Raw genomic sequence first — 15,944 nt, 5'->3', positions numbered from 1 at the left:
GGGCTTTAGTTTGGACCTATATCCCGCAATGTGTGGATCAGATTTTCCTACTTAGCGCGACCCCGCTAGTGCTGAGGCATGCCTTTGCCCACCGCTCACCAACCTCCCACTAATCGACTAGACCGATCAATCACGACCTCTGTGATCGATTGCTTTTTCGTCCCTGTACTGTGTTCCAGCCGTTCCAAGCGTGCTCCAGCAGCGGTGAACGGAGTGCTAGGCTGCGGCCTGGCTGGGGGCGCTCATCGGCGGGTACAGCTCGTCCAGAGGTCTGCTGCGGCCGTCGGCGCACACGATCCGCACGTGGTAGCGGCGCATCTGGCGCGGCTCGTGCACGCCGACGCTGTGCGCGATCACGCCCACCTCCTTGCGCATCTGCTTGACGAAGTTGGCCACCCGCACCGCCTTGTCGGTCGGGTCCAGCCCGCGCTGCAGGCTGGGATCATGGGTGGTGATGCCGGTCGGGCAGGTGTTCTTGTTGCACTTCATCGCCTGGATACAGCCGAGCGCAAACATGAAGCCGCGCGCCGAAATCACGAAGTCCGCGCCCGCGCACATCGCCCAGGCGACCTCGCTGGGCGTCACCAGCTTGCCGCTGGCGACGATGCGGATGCGGTCCTTCAGCCCGTGCTTGTCGCGCAGGTCGACCATCATCGGCAGGCTCTCTCGCAGGGTCAGGCCAACGTTGTCGATGAGCGGCAGGGGCGCAGCACCGGTGCCGCCATCGCCGCTATCGACGGTGATGAAGTCGGGCGCGCTCGCTATCCCTCGCGCATTGATCGCCTCGAACAGCCGATCGAGCCAGCCGTATGCGCCGACGACGGTCTTGAAGCCGACCGGCTTGCCAGTGACCTCGCGAATATGGGCGATCATGTCGAGCAGCTCATCGATATTGCCGATATCGGGATGGCGGTTGGGCGAGATGGAGGCGGTGTGCGGCTCGATCCCGCGGATGGCGGCGATCTCCTCATTGACCTTGGCCGCGGGCAGAATGCCGCCTTTGCCGGGCTTTGCGCCTTGCGAGAGCTTGAGCTCGAACATGCGAACCTGGTCATGCGCGGCGACCTCGCGCAGCTTCTCGTCCGACAGGTTGCCCTGCTTGTCACGCACGCCGTACTTCGCCGTGCCAATCTGGAAGACGACATCGCAGCCGCCTTCGAGGTGATAGGGCGAGAGGCCGCCTTCGCCGGTGTTCATCCAGCATCCGGCCTTGGCCGCACCGTTCGACAGGGCGCGCACCGCCGGGGTGGACAGCGCGCCGTAGCTCATGCCGGAAATGTTGAAGACCGAGGGTGCATCATAGGGGATGCGCGCCGCACCTTCGCCAATGACGAGAGAGCCAGCGTCGACTGCATCCCTCTCCAGCGTGGGCCAGGGGCAATTGACGAAGATCGGCGTGCCGACAGGGTCGAGATTGCGGGTCGAGCCGAATGCGACATTGGTCGATTTGGCGCCCGCAGCATCGTACACCCAATCACGCTGAGCCCGGTTAAACGGCATCTCCTCGCGGTCCATCGCGAAGAAGTACTGGCGGAAGAACTCGCCCAGCTCGGAGAAGACGTAGCGGAGCCGCCCAATGACGGGGTAGTTGCGGCGCACGGCATCGGCGGTTTGAAAACGGTCGATGAAGAACAGGATGACGACGCCTGCGAGGATCAAGCCGACCACGAAAATGAAGAGTGTGCTCAGCCAGCCGAGTGTGTCGATCATCGTGTTCTCCCAAGAGGCTATCCGCCGACGGATGCCGGTGGGCGGGATAGTACAAGCTGCAAGGTATTGAGCAAGGTGAGGCGCGACCGGCGGCGCCTAGATATTGGTGTCCAGACGCAAAAAGGCCGGGCGCCCTTATCGGGAACCCGGCCTTTGTTGGTGTTAGGAGTTTCTAGCTTAGAACTTCCAGTTCACCGAGAACCGCCCTTGGTTGTTGGTGAGGACACCGCGGCCAAGGTCAGAAGTGACCGAGAGGCCAGCATTCACGCGGCTAGACAGAGCCATTTCAGCACCGACGTTGATCGATACCCATTCTGGATCGAGCTGGTTGCTGATCTGGAATGCGGCATCCGGCGCGCCGAGGAAGCTGGCAGTTACCGTGTCGACATTGTCCGCCAATTCGCGGGCATAGGCGACCGAGCCAAAAGCCGTGATCTTGCCAGTGCGGCCTACATCAAGGTCAAGCGATGACATCAGGCCGACCTTCGTACCGAGCGAGGTGAAATCGCGGCCTTGAATGTCAAGCCCAAGGTTGCCAGCGCCGTACTCTGAGTAGCCACCGATCTGGTTGCGAACATAATCCATGCTCACAACTGGACCAACTTCAAAGCCCTTGGCGATGTCGAAGGCGTAACCGAGGCGAACCCCGGCGAAGCTTTGCTCGCCATCGGCCTGGCCAAGCGCGCTGCTGAACGAAGAACTGAAGCCCGCAGCGCCTGCGCGCTCAGTGCCGTAGTTCTGATTGGCGAAACCGAAGTACATGTCGGCAAAGCCATTGCCCGCTTGATAGGCAGCATAGACGGCGGCCGAGCGGCTTTCGTCTTCGTTCGGCTGTGAAGCACCAATTCCAGCAGCGCTGTTGCGAATGTTGGTCATCGCAACACCAAGGCTGAAGTTCTCTGAAACCCGCAGATCTGCACCGATGGTGAGTTCACCTGCTTGGGTAAAGGCAGCCTCTTCAAAGGCGTTGGCACCGCTTGACCGGTCAATGCTACTTGCGTTGAGGAAGGTTCCACTAACGGAGCCGAAGAAGCCCAGCCGTCCGTCTTGTTGTGGAGCCGAACCGCCCATTGCGAACCCAGCATTGCCCGCTGCAGAGAACCCTGCCGCTGCACCATTCGCACCGCGAAGCGCGAGAGTGCGCTGTGCGATTTGGCCGGTGAAACGCTGCGAGAAGCCATTTGCAATGGTCTGCTGATTGAATGCATTGATTGGTGTCAATGCACCGAGCGATGCACCAAGCGTATCCGCACTAGCGCTATCGATGACATTGAAGATCGAAGCAAATTCAGCGAAGCGGCCGCTAAAGCGCAGCGTATCAAGCGCTGAACCGAGTGAAGCCAGCGAGCTGTTCTGTCCAAGCAGGCTAAACAAGCTGAGTGCACCGATTTCAACAACCACTTCGTTGCCTTCGACCCTGCTTGCCGCAGTGAGCAAAGGTGAACCAGAAATCAGCAGCGTGTTGTCAAACTCGCCGTCGATTTCACCTGCGCTCAGAACGCTGAAGGTGCTGCCAAAGCGCGGTACATTATTCTCGCCGAAGACGATTAGATTACCGCCGAGGACAGCAGCACCGGACACGTCGAGCAAGTCAGCAGTTATCTGACCACGGCTTGATGCGACATCGGCGAACAAGAAGCCGCCACGGGTTTGAACATAGTCGCCATTGATTGTCAGCGTGCCAATTTGACCGAGACGGTTAGGGCCAACAAAACCGTTCACATTGAAGAATGCGTTGGTGTTAATGGTACCGCGACCGACGAACTCGCCGCCCATCAACGTCACAAGGCCTGTGTTGAGCGTACCGTCGATGCGCGATTCACCATTAAACTGCTCAACGCCGATGATGCTGGTAAATTCAAAACGTTGAGGCAGTACGAACACAGCGCGGTCATTGTCGACTGTCAGGCGATCAATCTCGACATCCATATCGACACGCGTCCGACCGCGATTGGTCAGCAGGACATCGAAATACTGTGCAGGGTTAGCAAATGCCTCACCGATAGTGCCGTCTGTGTTGTTCGGCACAAATCCGGTTGAGCCTGGGCCAAGCAGCGCAGAGCTTTCAGGAACCGTGATATCGATTTCTTCAAAGCCAGGAGTGATATCGGTGGTGTTGCCAGAAATATCCTGGCCAAGAACCGTACCAAGTTTTGGCCCCGAAGCTGTGATACCCGGCTCGTTACCATCTGGGATGCCGTTTACGATGTTGCCATCGGCATCCTGGATGAAGAAGCCAGGATCAAGATCCTGAGTCCAATGATCTGGATCGGACCAATTGCCATTCCCAGCCTTTGCGGAAACATATTTGTAGGCTGTGTTCTCAGTGATGAACTCGAAGAATGGGAACAGCGGATTGTAGAAACTTACGTCGCTGTACGTGCCGCCGAGCCCGAAGAAGTCAAAGCCGCCTGAGAGAACACCGATTGCAAGCGGGAATTCTGCCAGCCGGTCAGCGACCAGCGGTGAACCGGAATCACCCGGGCCTGTGCCTACTTCGCCGGCGAGGGCATCGCCATCAAAGAAGTCGATCGCGAAGACAGCTTCTAGACTGTTGCAGCCGATTTCATCTCCAGGGTAGACGCAGCCAGCTTGCTGTTCTGGTGTGCGGTTAGGATTATCGAAATCTGTCCAGTAATAGTTCTGACTCACAGAACCGATCACTTGCGTCGCTGGCGCGAAGTCTGGAAATACACCGCCAAGAAAGTCGCCAATGCTGCCATTCAGGCCGAGTATATTCTCACCCACGCGGCGCAGGAAACGACTGCCAGCATTCGTGCCGCCGGTAAGGCCCGTACCGTTGGTACCGTAGCCAACTTGCACAACGTGCGTCAGTTCTGACAACGGCGTGAGCAGTAGAGGCAAGGACGGCACATCAGTAATTGGCGCGTCGACTGCGATCAATGCGATATCAGCCCATGGAAAGCCGAGACCCGTATTGTCGGGGTTGCCAGTGGGATGGATCACTACGTCGGTGCTCGAAGCCACACCACCGTCAGCATAGCCTGACCCGTCATCGATGTAAGTGAAAACGCGGTCCGCGCTGCTTTGGCCTGTTGCTATCAAGATTGTGGTTTCAGCCCCGGCACCGGGCAAACCATAGGTTTCCGACGACGTGGTTGCGATCGGGCCCTCACTACCATTGAGACAGTGCGCCGCCGTCAAGATCGTACGCGGATTGATCACACTGCCTGTGCAGTTGAAGAAGACACCGCCATCTGAGTTGCGCTGCTGAAAAATGTGCACCGCATAGGGCGCAATATCGTCGGGATCACCAAAATCAACGCCGACGTCGTCGCGGACCAGGATGCGTTGCTCAGGATCGCTGATTGTACCAATGTAACCAGTAGTCGTCCGCGATGTGCGCGCGATTGATGCAGAGGCCGCTGGAATGACAACTTCTGGGATTTCGAACGAGGTGCTGCTCTGTTCGATTCGGAAACCAGCGAAATCACCTTGCGCTTCCGCTGCGATATCTTCGTTATCGCCACTATTTTCAGAGGCATAGGCGGGCGCCGCTAACAGCCCGCTTGCAATGCCGATCACGCCCACGCTGGAAAGAACATGCCGTTTAATCATATTAAACCCCCAATAAGTTGTTTCTATCAACGACTCGGAAGTTACATTATTTTAACCATGAACACGACTCGAAACCTGCATAAGTGCTGAACGGGAGGGAGGTGAGACGTGATTATTTTGCGACGTACAGCCGCTAAGGCCTAGGAAACTGCGGTTTTGAGCAATCCCTATGCGCGGAAAATTTTTTCAATTTTCTATTGATAGGTATGGTTAATTTCGGCCGATACTAGAGTAGTCAAAGCCAGCGCTGCGCATATCATCCGGATTGTAGATGTTGCGCAGGTCAACAATTACAGGCGCCTTGGCCAGATCCTTCACCCGGCCAAGGTCGAGTGCGCGAAACGCGTCCCATTCCGTGACAATCGCGACAGCATCCGCATCCTTGATCGCCGCATAAGGCTCGTCGCACATGATCACGTTCGGCATGAGGGGGCTGGCGATCTCCATGCCTTCTGGATCGAAGGCGGCGACCTCAACTCCGGCATCGCCCAAAGTTTGAGCAATGGCGATTGCCGGTGAATCGCGCATATCGTCCGTATTGGGTTTGAATGTCAGGCCGAGCATGGCGACTTTCTTGCCGCGTGCGCTCTCCGCTCCACCCAGTGCATCGAGCACCTTGCGGCCCATTGCGCGCTTTCGGCTTTCATTGGTTTTGACCACGGCTTCCACAATCCGGGTTGGGCTGTCGTAATCCTCTGCTGTCTTGAGCAGCGCCAGCGTGTCTTTGGGGAAGCATGATCCGCCATAGCCAGGACCAGCGTTGAGGAACTTTGAGCCAATGCGATTGTCCATGCCGATGCCGCGCGCCACGTCCTGGACATTGGCGCCTACTTTCTCGCATAGATCTGCCATCTCATTGATGAAGGTGATCTTGGTCGCCAAAAACGCATTAGCGGCATATTTGATCAGCTCGCTGGTGCGGCGGCCAACAAACAGAATGGGCGACTCGTTGAGGAACAGTGGGCGGTAAACCTCGCGCATGATCTCGCGCCCGAGATCATCTTCAGCCCCAATCACGATCCGATCAGGGCGTTTGAAATCGCCAATAGCCGCGCCTTCGCGCAGGAATTCTGGGTTGGATACTACCGCGAATTTGTGCGCGGTGCCGGTGTCTTTGATGATCCGCTCGACTTCATCGCCGGTGCCAACCGGGACGGTGGACTTGGTGACGATCACCGCTTCATTCGCGAGGTGTTCGCCAACTTCGCGTGCGACCTCATAGACGAAGGTCAGGTCTGCATGACCATCGCCGCGGCGGCTTGGCGTGCCGACCGCGATAAAGATTGCCTGTGCGCCATCAATGCCAGCGGCCAGATCGGTCGTGAAAGATAGGCGGCCTGCGGCGGCATTGCTCTCGACTAGGCTATCAAGCCCGGGCTCGTAGATCGGCATGATGCCGTCTTTGAGGCGAGCGATCTTGCTGTGATCCTTGTCAACGCACACCACCTCATGACCAAAGTCTGCAAAGCATGCGCCCGACACCAAGCCAACATAGCCTGATCCAACCATGGTAATTTTCATCGCACTTGTTCCTCGTTGAATGTCTTGATCGTGCCGTTGTCATCAACAGCTTGCAGAATTCTTCTCTCGGTGCCCTCAAGCACCAATGCCGTCAGCACGCCCGAGCGGAACGCGCCAGTGTCGACCCCGATCCGATGGCCGTTGTCCATGACGTTAGGGAAGATGGTGTGGCCGTGTACGACGACTTTACCAAACCCCCTTGGTGCCGCAAAAACCGATCTCTGATCCACAACATGTCGCTGCGCTTTTGCTCATCGATTGGGCGCGCGGGGTCAATGCCGGCGTGGACGAATAGATAATCGCCCACGATGATCATTTCTTCAAATCCTTTCACGTAGGCGCGCTCTTCAGCGGGGACGATTTTTGGTAGCGCCTTGAACAGCTCCTCAAGCGACATCGCATTGAACTTCTTCGGCGTGATATCGTAGCTCAGGATCGTCTCGCGCCCGCCATGCTTCAGAAAATGGCGCAGCACGTCGATATCATCGAAGGCCTCAAGGAACATTTCCTCGTGATTGCCTGCGAGAATGCGGACGGATCGCTTCTGCTGCCATTTGCGAGCTCGCGCGATCACGCCTGCGCTGTCATCGCCCCGGTCAACCAGATCGCCCAGCAAGATGACATGGCTTTCAGCCTCGCCCGCTTCTGCATCGTCAGCCTCAATCGCCTTGATCAATGCCTTGAATAGATCAAGCCGCCCATGAATATCGCCGATCGCATAATAACGCGTTCCCGCAGGAACTGCAGGCAAAGGCGTGTCAGGCCGCGAATGGAAGAGTTTGCGAAGCGTTTTGATCATGGTGCAATTAGAATGCGGTCGAGCCGGTAGGTGGGCGTCGGTGCGCTTTAGGCAAGTGTAGGCTTAACGGCAACTGATCGAGCGCTCACTTTTCGGGTGGTGCAAAATCCACACACTTGCTGTTGTTTACCTGCGCTTGCGCAATTTCTCTTGTGCCGCGCGGCGATCCTCGGCAAGAAAAATTCGTACTCAGATGAGATTACCGTAAATAAGTTGGTAACCACTGATGGCGCAGGTGGGACGAAGCAACAACACAATAAAGGAAGTTGTAATGCTCACGTCCATTCGCGGCCTCTCCGCCGCAACTCTATCCGCTGGTTTGCTCATTTCTGCAGCTCCAGCACTTGCTAATGAAGCCGAAGCTGGCGAGCAAACTCCAGCCCCGGCAACATCCGAAATTGCTACCTTCATTGATAGCGAAGCTGATCGTGCAAGCGCACCGGTTGATGCTGCAAAAGCTAGCTATGCCGATAGCGACGCTGGTTTTGAAGTGACGGCCAATGTCGCATTGGTCAGCGAATATCGCTTCCGCGGTGTTGACCTGTCCGGCGGCGAAATCGCCATTCAGGGCGGCGTCGATCTTTCGACTGATATCGGCATTTACGCCGGTACTTGGGCCTCTTCGCTTGATGAAGACACCGTTGGTTTTGGCTCAACCGAAGTCGACGTATACGGCGGTTGGAGCGGCGATCTGACTGAAGGTCTCAGCTTAGATGTGGGCGCAATCGCCTATCTCTACCCAGATGCTGGCGCTGGTGATTTCGATTACATCGAATTCTACAGCTCGCTTGGCTTTACCTTCGGCCCAGCCGAAACAACGGTTGGCGTTGCATATGCACCCGATCAAGATTCGCTCGGCGGTACTGACAACTTCTACATCTATGGCGATGTAGGTGTCGGAATCCCAAATACGCCGGTCACGCTGACCGGTCACCTTGGCTACACCGATGGCTTCCTGACATTCACGAATGACAGCAAGGCATTTGACTGGTCAATCGGCGCAGAAGCGGCTGTCTACGGACCACTCAGCTTCGGCATCTCTTACGTTGGTGTAGAGGGCGATGGCCTGATCGATCCAGGCGGCGTCTTCACCGATGATGCAGTCGTGTTCACATTGAGCGCCAGCATCTAATCACATTAAGGCCCCTTGGGGCACATCCCACTTTTGTGAGTGGAGCAGAAAAGGCGCGGGGGCTATGCGCATTGTCCCCGTGCCTTTTTGTTTTTGGGCAAGCGCATCTGCGCTCGCGATTTCCTCGCTCATTGCTCGTTTTGCCGCCGGGCATCTGAGGGCAAAAGCAAAGAATCAATCCAAGGAAAAGTTGACCGTGGTGACCACCCGGACCTTTTTATAGGGGCTGTCGCTCTTGCCCCATCCGCCGCCATCGCCATCGCGTGCCTCGATGGAGAAATATCCTTGGGTCGCATCTTTGATCGCGCCGACACCTGAGCCAGAATCTTGCGCAAATTGTTCTGCTGAGGCGCGGGCATCGCGGGTCGCCTCGGCCACCATTTCTGGCTTGATGTCATTCAATTTGGTGAAGGTGTAGCTCATGCCAGAACCTTCCTCCAAGAACACACCGCGGCCAACCAGATCAAACTGATTAGCGACCGCCTTTTGTGCCAGCTCGATATTGTCGGTCCTCAGCGCGAGGCGCTGGCGTACGGTGTAGGTCGTGATGCCACGATTGGTGTGGCTGGAAACATTGGCTCCGGTCGGTTGTAGACTATCCGCCGGAAAGCCGAGCCCCTTAAAGAAGCCTTCGATGGCCCGGGTGTCGCGCTGAACTTTGCCTTGGGCCTCAGCAAGATTGGCAGCGCTGGCTGAGTAGGAGATCGTCCATGTGGCGAGATCGGCGGTAACATCGCGCTCTGCCAATCCGCGCACTGTCACAGACCGTTCGGCCTCTTTGGCCCGCAGCAATCCGTCACCAAGCAGATATCCGCCCAATGTCATGCCGATTGCTGCGATGGCGGCTGTGCCAAACCAGCGCGTCGTGGTTGGGCCAATCCCGCCCTTGCGCCGCGTACCTTCACGCTCCATCTCTTGCTGCATATCCATCGCTATATCAGTCATCGCATCCTCCTTAATAGTGCGATGAATTGTGCTTATTTGTCGATGAACTGAATTTGAACTGGAAAAGGCCTGTCATGACCAAATATCTTCATTCCATGATCCGCGTGACCGATCCCGATGCCACGGTCGATTTCTTTAAGCTGATAGGGCTGGAGGAAGTGCGCCGGTTTGATGTTGAGGCGGGCCGCTTCACGTTGATCTTTCTGGCTGCACCGGGACAGGAAGGCGTTGCCGAGGTTGAGCTGACTTACAATTGGCCGCCTGAAGATGGCAGCGAAGCAGAGGCCTATGACAATGGCCGCAATTTTGGCCATCTCGCCTACCGGGTGGAGAACATCTACGACACATGCCAGCGACTGATGGACGCAGGCGTGGTCATCAATCGGCCGCCACGCGATGGGCATATGGCCTTTGTGAAGTCACCAGACAGCGTTTCGATTGAATTGCTCCAAGACGGCAATCTGGAGCCGCAAGAGCCGTGGGCCAGCATGGAAAACACCGGCAGTTGGTAGGGTTCTGATCGGCGCGGCTCAGCCGCCAATGCTTTACGCGTTGGCGGGCTGATTGCCTTGATCATCGCACTCGGCATCGGGATGCGTCGTCGTTAGGCGCAAGACAATAAAGCCGAGCACCGCCGATATCGCGGAGCCGGTGAGGATGCCGATCTTGGCCTCTTCGATGAACATCGGTTGGTCTGGGAATGCAAGCCCGCCAATAAATAGGCTCATGGTGAAGCCGATCCCGCACAGGATCGATATGCCCCACACCTCGGCCCAGCTGGCGCCCTCGGGCCGCTGCGCAAAGCCGGTCTTCTCCGCGATCACAATCGTCGTGAAGATACCCAATTGCTTGCCGACCACGAGACCCGCCGCGATCGCTACGGGCAGCGGATCAAGCAAAGCGCCGATCCCCATGCCTTCAAACGAGACGCCGGCATTTGCAAAGCCAAATACAGGAACGACGAGATAGGCGCTCCACGGCGCCATGCCATGCTCAAGCCGCTCCAGCATAGAGTTGCCGTCCTTGCGGTGCATCGGGATGGTGAGCGCTGCCAATACGCCAGCGATGGTCGCGTGGACCCCGGTGTTGAGCACACAGTACCACAGCACCAGGGCAAGCAGGATGTAAGGGCTAAAGACGCTGACCTTCATCCGGTTGAGCGCAATCATCAGGCCAAAAACAACGATTGACGCGACCAGCCAAGCAAGTTTGATCGTGGGCGTGTAGAACACCGCAATCACCATCACCGCGCCGATGTCATCCACGATGGCCACCGTCAGCAAGAACAGGCGCAGCGATGCGGGCACCCGGCTGCCGAGCAGGCCAAGCACGCCCATTGCAAAAGCAATGTCGGTCGCCGCTGGAATGGCCCAGCCGCTGGCATATTCGCCGCCGCCGGAAACTGTGATGTAGACGAGGGCAGGGACCGCCATGCCGGCCGCAGCGGCTGCCATCGGCAGTCTGCGCGCGGCGGGATCTGACAATTGCCCGCCAACGAGTTCTCGTTTTACCTCTAACCCGACGACGAAGAAGAAGATCGCCATCAAACCGTCATTGATCCAAAGGTGGAGATCATCGAGCTTGGCAATCGGGGTCCAAGCGAGATCGCCGTAGAACAGCTCGCGATATTCACCTGAAAGAGGAGAGTTCGCTGCTAGCATCGCGGCGGCCGCCACGAGGATCAGCAAGATACCGGCAGAGGCATCGCCAACGAACAGGGCGCGCACTGGCGCGAACACCGAGCGTAAGGAGGAGTTTGATTGGGCCATAGTCGCGTTACCCCCTCTCTAAAACTTTCTTCCGTTGCAAGCCTTATCCGAGCGCGATAGGTTGTTTTGCACAAGTGGGGACGGGGGTCGGCTTGCAAGTAATAAATTTTGACGTCTGGCAATGGCTGGTATTGTTCCAACACGAGCTACTTTTATTCGCGGGCATATTCTTCCTAATAGGCGCGATTGACGATCTTTTTGTAGACGTTACTTGGGTGTGGTTGAAGCTCACTGGGCGTGCAAAAACGCAACAATTTGAAAAAGATGAAAACGAAACGCGCGAGCTGTGCGGCGATGCGGCGGTGTTCATTCCGACCTGGTCCGAAGCTGAGGTGATCGGCGTTACGGTGTCTGAAGTTTTGAAGCGCTGGCCGCAAAAGGGGCTGCGTTTGTATGTCGGTTGTTACCGAAACGACTCGGCCACTATCGCGGCGGCGAGTGATGCCGCCAATGCCGATCCGCGCCTGCGCATTGTGATTCATGACCGTGATGGTCCCAGCACCAAGGCAGATTGTTTGAACCGGATTTACGGCGCGATGTGCGATGATGAGCGTCGGCGCGGTGTGCGCAATCACATGGTTGTGTTTCACGATGCAGAGGACTTGGTCGATCCTGCCGCGCTGTCATTGCTCGACCGGCACATTGGCCAGCATGCGAACGGCGCGCAATTCGTACAGCTTCCTGTCCACGCACTGCGAAACAAGGAAAGCCGCTGGATCGGCAGCCACTATTGCGAGGAATTCGCCGAGTCTCACAGCAAGGGTATGGTGGTGCGCGATGCTCTGGGCGCTGCTTTGCCAGGGGCGGGGGTTGGCTGCGCGATTGAGCGCGAAGCGATCGAGCATTTGCGCATGCGCCACGCCGACCGTCAGCCTTTCGTCGCGGATTCCCTGACCGAAGATTATGAAATGGGGCTAAGCATCACGGAGATGGGCGGAAAGTCGCGCTTTATCCGCGCACGCGCCGCCAATGGACGGCTGATTGCAACCCGCGCGTTCTTCCCTGATCGGATCGACACTGTGGTGCGCCAGAAGACACGCTGGGTGCACGGTATTGCTCTACAAGGCTGGGACCGCATGGGCTGGTCTGGCAATCTCGTCGAGAGCTGGATGAGGGCGCGGGACCGGCGAGGGCCGTTCACCGCTCTCGTCCTGCTGATGGGCTATGCGTTGCTGGCGATATCCGCTGCGATCTGGCTCGGGATTAAGCTGGGCTATGGTGAACCACTGCCATATTCTCACATCGCAATCTGGCTGCTTTGGATCAATTTGGCTGCATTCTGCTGGCGGTCGGCCTTGCGCTTTGCCTTCACTGCGCGCGAGTATGGGACGGCCGAGGGTGTCCGCGCTGTCCTGCGCATTCCGATTGCCAATATCATTTCGATTATGGCGGGGCGCCGCGCGGTTATGGCGTACATCGGCACGCTCGCCGGGCGCGCTATTGTATGGGATAAAACAGACCATTCAGCGCAGCCTGCACGGGTAACCCAGCCAGCAGGTGGCCGCATATGACCAGCTTTGCACGATCACGACGCGGCGGGCCGCTCGCCATGCTTGGGCTTGTCTTGGCCGCATGGATCAGCGGGCGCGCAATGCTCTGGGAAAGCCCGTTTCCTATCCCTGAGAGCTTTTCAAAGTCGGTCGACGCGATTTTTGCGGAGGCTCCGGCTGAGCCTGAATTGGTGGCCGTAAAGGCGTCCGGCCCAGATCAGCTCGCCGGCGCAGGCTTCACGGCTCCCGTCCAGGCAAGAGTCCCAGCGATGGGCCTTACCGCAGAGCAGCTGCGCGGAAGACAGATATTCTCCGACACATTGCATGTCGCCGCTGGGCACCAGATGCTGCTGATGGCGGCGATGAGCCAGCTGCCTCTGCCGCGTGCGGTCGAAGGCGCGTGGGCGCGTCCGAGTGCCCCAAGCCTGATGATCCAAGACGCGCCGGGCGCAGGATGGAGCTTGCCCACGAGCGGAACGGGCAAAGACGGCAATGCCAAAGCTGATCGTTGGTCGCTCGATGCCTGGGCGTTCTGGCGTCAGGGCTCCAATTCCGGACTTATCTCGCAGGGGCGTGTTCCGGTCTACGGCGCGAGCCAAGCTGGCGCGGTGCTGCAATATCGCTTCGCTCCCAGCTCTCGTCATGATCCGCGCGCCTACCTTAGGGCTTACCGCGCATTGGTCAGCAATGGAGAAAGCGAGGCCGCGCTAGGCGTGTCTGCCCGTCCACTTGGCGCAGTGCCGCTGCGCGTGCATGGTGAAGTGCGAGTGACCGAGGGCACGTTTAGCACCGAAGTGCGCGGCGCTGCTTTTGCGACCACTGAATTACCGCCGCTGGCTCTTCCGGTAGGCGCTAAAGCCGAAGTCTATGCGCAAGGCGGCTTTGTCAGCGGCGACAATTCCATCGCGTTTGTCGACGGCCAAATGGCTGTGACGCGCGAGGTGGCCAAATTCGACCTCGCCAAATCGCAATCTGCCCGCGTCAGCGTCGGCGGCGGCATATGGGCTGGGTATCAGGGGGCTGGGCAAGCGGCAGACATCCACCGGGTCGATCTGGGGCCAACCGCGCGCCTTGATGTGCGGATTGGCGAGGTGCCAGCACGCCTTTCGGTCGACTGGCGAGAGCGGGTGTCTGGCGATGCTGCGCCATCCTCAGGCGTTGCTGCGACCATTTCCACTCGGTTCTAATCGAGGCTTCGCCGCAACCCCTTCATGAATAACGGGGTTTGCGCTCAGCATTGTCTTTAATCCGTCCGCTTGCTGGGCTACTCCTCTGCTATGGATGTCTACCTGCCCATAGCCAATCTGTCAGTGAACGGTTTTTACATCGTCATGCTGGGCGGACTGACGGGTATTCTCTCTGGCCTGTTTGGAGTTGGCGGCGGGTTTCTGACCACACCATTGCTGATTTTCTACGGCATTCCGCCAACGGTCGCGGCGGCCTCTGCGGCGACGCAGGTAACCGGGGCCAGCGTGTCGGGCGTGCTTGCGCATCGTAAGCGGAACGGCGTGGATTACCGCATGGGTCTGGTGATGGTCGGCGGCGGTATCGTCGGCGCGCTGATCGGCGCTTTGCTGTTCCGGTTGCTACAATCCATTGGCCAGATCGATGTCGTGATCAACGTGCTTTATGTGGTGATGCTGGGCACCATCGGCGGGCTGATGGCGCGCGAGGCGATTGAGGCTCTATGGCCGCGCAAGGGCGCGACAAAGCAACCGCGCAAACGCCGCCACCACCCTCTGGTTGCCAATCTGCCAATGCGCTGGCGGTTCTATCGCAGCGGCCTCTATATCTCCCCGCTCGCCCCGCTTATTCTGGGCGTGTTGGTGGGTATTCTCACCATGCTGATGGGCGTGGGCGGGGGCTTCATTCTGGTGCCAGCCATGCTCTACCTCTTGGGGATGAGCGGCAATGTGGTGGTGGGAACCTCGCTGTTTCAAATCCTGTTTGTGACGATGGTGACGACCATGACCCACGCACTGACGACTAAAGCGGTGGACATCGTTTTGGCAGGGCTATTGCTACTCGGCTCGGTCATGGGGGCGCAATTTGGCACTCAGATCGCGCTTAAGGCTAAGCCGGAGCTGCTGCGTCTGATCCTGGCCGGGATTGTGATCTTGGTCGCGCTGCGCATGCTTTATGGTTTGGGCATTGAGCCTGACGAGATTTATACGGTGAGCCCGCTATGATGGCGGCGCGCCTTGCATTCTTGGGACTTGCAGCGATCTTTCTGAGCGCTCAGCGAGAACCAATATTGGTGCCAGAGGTCAGCCAAAATCGGGTGGAGGTGCGCCAAGGTTTCACCGGGGCTGATCTGCTGCTTTACGGTGCGATTGTTGATCCAGCGGGCCCTGCGCGCGGCACCGAATATGATATTGTCGTTGTGCTGAAAGGCCCCGCAGAGGCGATCCGACTGCGCGAGAAAGAGCGCATCGCTGGGATTTGGATGAACGCGGAAAGCACCGATTTTCGATCTGCGCCAGCATTCTTCGCGGTGGCTTCGTCGCGCCCGATCCCCGAAATCGTCGATGAGCGTACCGCGGCGATCTATGAGCTTGGTACGAGCTTTATTCAGCTCAGCCCGTCCGGCCAGATTGAGCCAGAAACGCAGACCCGCTTCTCCGATGGCCTGGTCGATATGCGCAGGCGGTTAGGCCTCTACAAAGAGGATATGAACGGCGTCAGAATTACAGAAAAAGTGCTGTATCAGGCGCGGATCAATCTCCCCTCCAATGTGACGACAGGCCAATACACCGCGGAAACCTTTGCGATTGCCAATGGGCGGGTGCTTGCCAGTGCGACCGCGCCGATCACGGTCGAAAAGGTCGGGCTTGAAGGACGGGTCGTAAACGCAGCCAATCGCTGGGCATTGCTCTATGGGCTGGGTGCAATTGCGCTGTCGGTGTTCATGGGATGGTTCGCTGGCCGGGTGTTCGCAAAGGTTTAAGCTGTTGTGCCGCGCGGTCCATCGTACAGCTTTTCATGCAGTCTTGACGCGA

Annotated in this window: 12 protein-coding genes; 6 read left to right on the top strand and 6 right to left on the bottom strand. The window is 57.9% G+C overall.

Annotation, left to right across the window (positions count from 1 at the left end; translation table 11 throughout):
- Positions 1-216: 216 nt before the first annotated feature.
- The 4 genes from AC0V6M_RS02335 to AC0V6M_RS02320 form a co-directional block, all read right to left on the bottom strand.
- A complete protein-coding gene (locus AC0V6M_RS02335; protein ID WP_486137257.1) occupies positions 217-1,710 on the bottom strand; it encodes an FMN-binding glutamate synthase family protein in 1,494 nt (497 codons plus the stop codon).
- Positions 1,711-1,887: 177 nt separating this feature from the next.
- Entirely contained in the window at positions 1,888-5,289 is a 3,402-nt protein-coding gene (locus AC0V6M_RS02330; protein WP_486137256.1) for an autotransporter domain-containing protein, read from the bottom strand.
- A gap of 210 nt (positions 5,290-5,499) precedes the next feature.
- A complete protein-coding gene (locus AC0V6M_RS02325; protein WP_486137255.1) occupies positions 5,500-6,810 on the bottom strand; it encodes a UDP-glucose dehydrogenase family protein in 1,311 nt (436 codons plus the stop codon).
- A 91-nt stretch (positions 6,811-6,901) separates the two neighbouring features.
- Positions 6,902-7,609: a metallophosphoesterase family protein gene (locus AC0V6M_RS02320; RefSeq protein WP_486137254.1), complete on the bottom strand. Its 708-nt coding sequence runs from the start codon at positions 7,607-7,609 to the stop codon at positions 6,902-6,904.
- Positions 7,610-7,880: 271 nt separating this feature from the next.
- Here AC0V6M_RS02320 and AC0V6M_RS02315 point away from each other — a divergent pair, with 271 nt between their 5' ends.
- The gene (locus AC0V6M_RS02315; protein ID WP_486137253.1) at positions 7,881-8,741 is read left to right on the top strand and encodes a TorF family putative porin; all 861 of its coding nucleotides are present in this window, start codon (positions 7,881-7,883) and stop codon (positions 8,739-8,741) included.
- Positions 8,742-8,915: 174 nt separating this feature from the next.
- Here AC0V6M_RS02315 and AC0V6M_RS02310 read toward each other — a convergent pair whose 3' ends face one another.
- Positions 8,916-9,566 carry an SIMPL domain-containing protein gene (locus AC0V6M_RS02310; protein ID WP_486139556.1) on the bottom strand — a complete coding sequence of 217 codons (651 nt, stop codon included), beginning with the start codon at positions 9,564-9,566 and terminating at the stop codon, positions 8,916-8,918.
- A 194-nt stretch (positions 9,567-9,760) separates the two neighbouring features.
- Between AC0V6M_RS02310 and AC0V6M_RS02305 the strand changes: the two genes are divergently transcribed.
- On the top strand, positions 9,761-10,198 hold the full coding sequence (locus AC0V6M_RS02305; RefSeq protein ID WP_486137252.1) for a VOC family protein: 438 nt from the start codon (positions 9,761-9,763) through the stop codon (positions 10,196-10,198).
- A 33-nt stretch (positions 10,199-10,231) separates the two neighbouring features.
- Here AC0V6M_RS02305 and nhaA read toward each other — a convergent pair whose 3' ends face one another.
- Complete coding sequence (gene nhaA, locus AC0V6M_RS02300) at positions 10,232-11,455, bottom strand: Na+/H+ antiporter NhaA (RefSeq protein ID WP_486137250.1); 1,224 nt, start codon at positions 11,453-11,455, stop codon at positions 10,232-10,234.
- 92 nt (positions 11,456-11,547) lie between these two features.
- On the opposite strand from nhaA, the gene AC0V6M_RS02295 reads away from it, so the two are divergent.
- From AC0V6M_RS02295 to AC0V6M_RS02280, 4 genes are all read left to right on the top strand, one after another.
- Positions 11,548-12,966, top strand: a complete 1,419-nt coding sequence (locus AC0V6M_RS02295) for a glycosyl transferase family protein (RefSeq protein WP_486137249.1) — start codon at positions 11,548-11,550, stop codon at positions 12,964-12,966.
- A complete protein-coding gene (locus tag AC0V6M_RS02290) occupies positions 12,963-14,132 on the top strand; it encodes a hypothetical protein (protein ID WP_486137248.1) in 1,170 nt (389 codons plus the stop codon). Before AC0V6M_RS02295 ends, AC0V6M_RS02290 begins: the two co-directional genes overlap by 4 nt.
- Before the next feature lie 90 nt (positions 14,133-14,222).
- A complete protein-coding gene (locus AC0V6M_RS02285) occupies positions 14,223-15,134 on the top strand; it encodes a sulfite exporter TauE/SafE family protein (protein WP_486137247.1) in 912 nt (303 codons plus the stop codon).
- On the top strand, positions 15,131-15,892 hold the full coding sequence (locus AC0V6M_RS02280; protein ID WP_486137246.1) for a TIGR02186 family protein: 762 nt from the start codon (positions 15,131-15,133) through the stop codon (positions 15,890-15,892). The genes AC0V6M_RS02285 and AC0V6M_RS02280 overlap by 4 nt, the downstream gene beginning before the upstream one ends.
- The last annotated feature ends 52 nt before the right edge of the window (positions 15,893-15,944 follow it).

It is taken from the genome of Erythrobacter sp. JB3-1 (genome assembly GCF_057364995.1).
The sequence above is the reverse complement of the archived record's forward strand: the minus strand, read 5'-3'. Positions and strand labels throughout refer to the sequence as shown.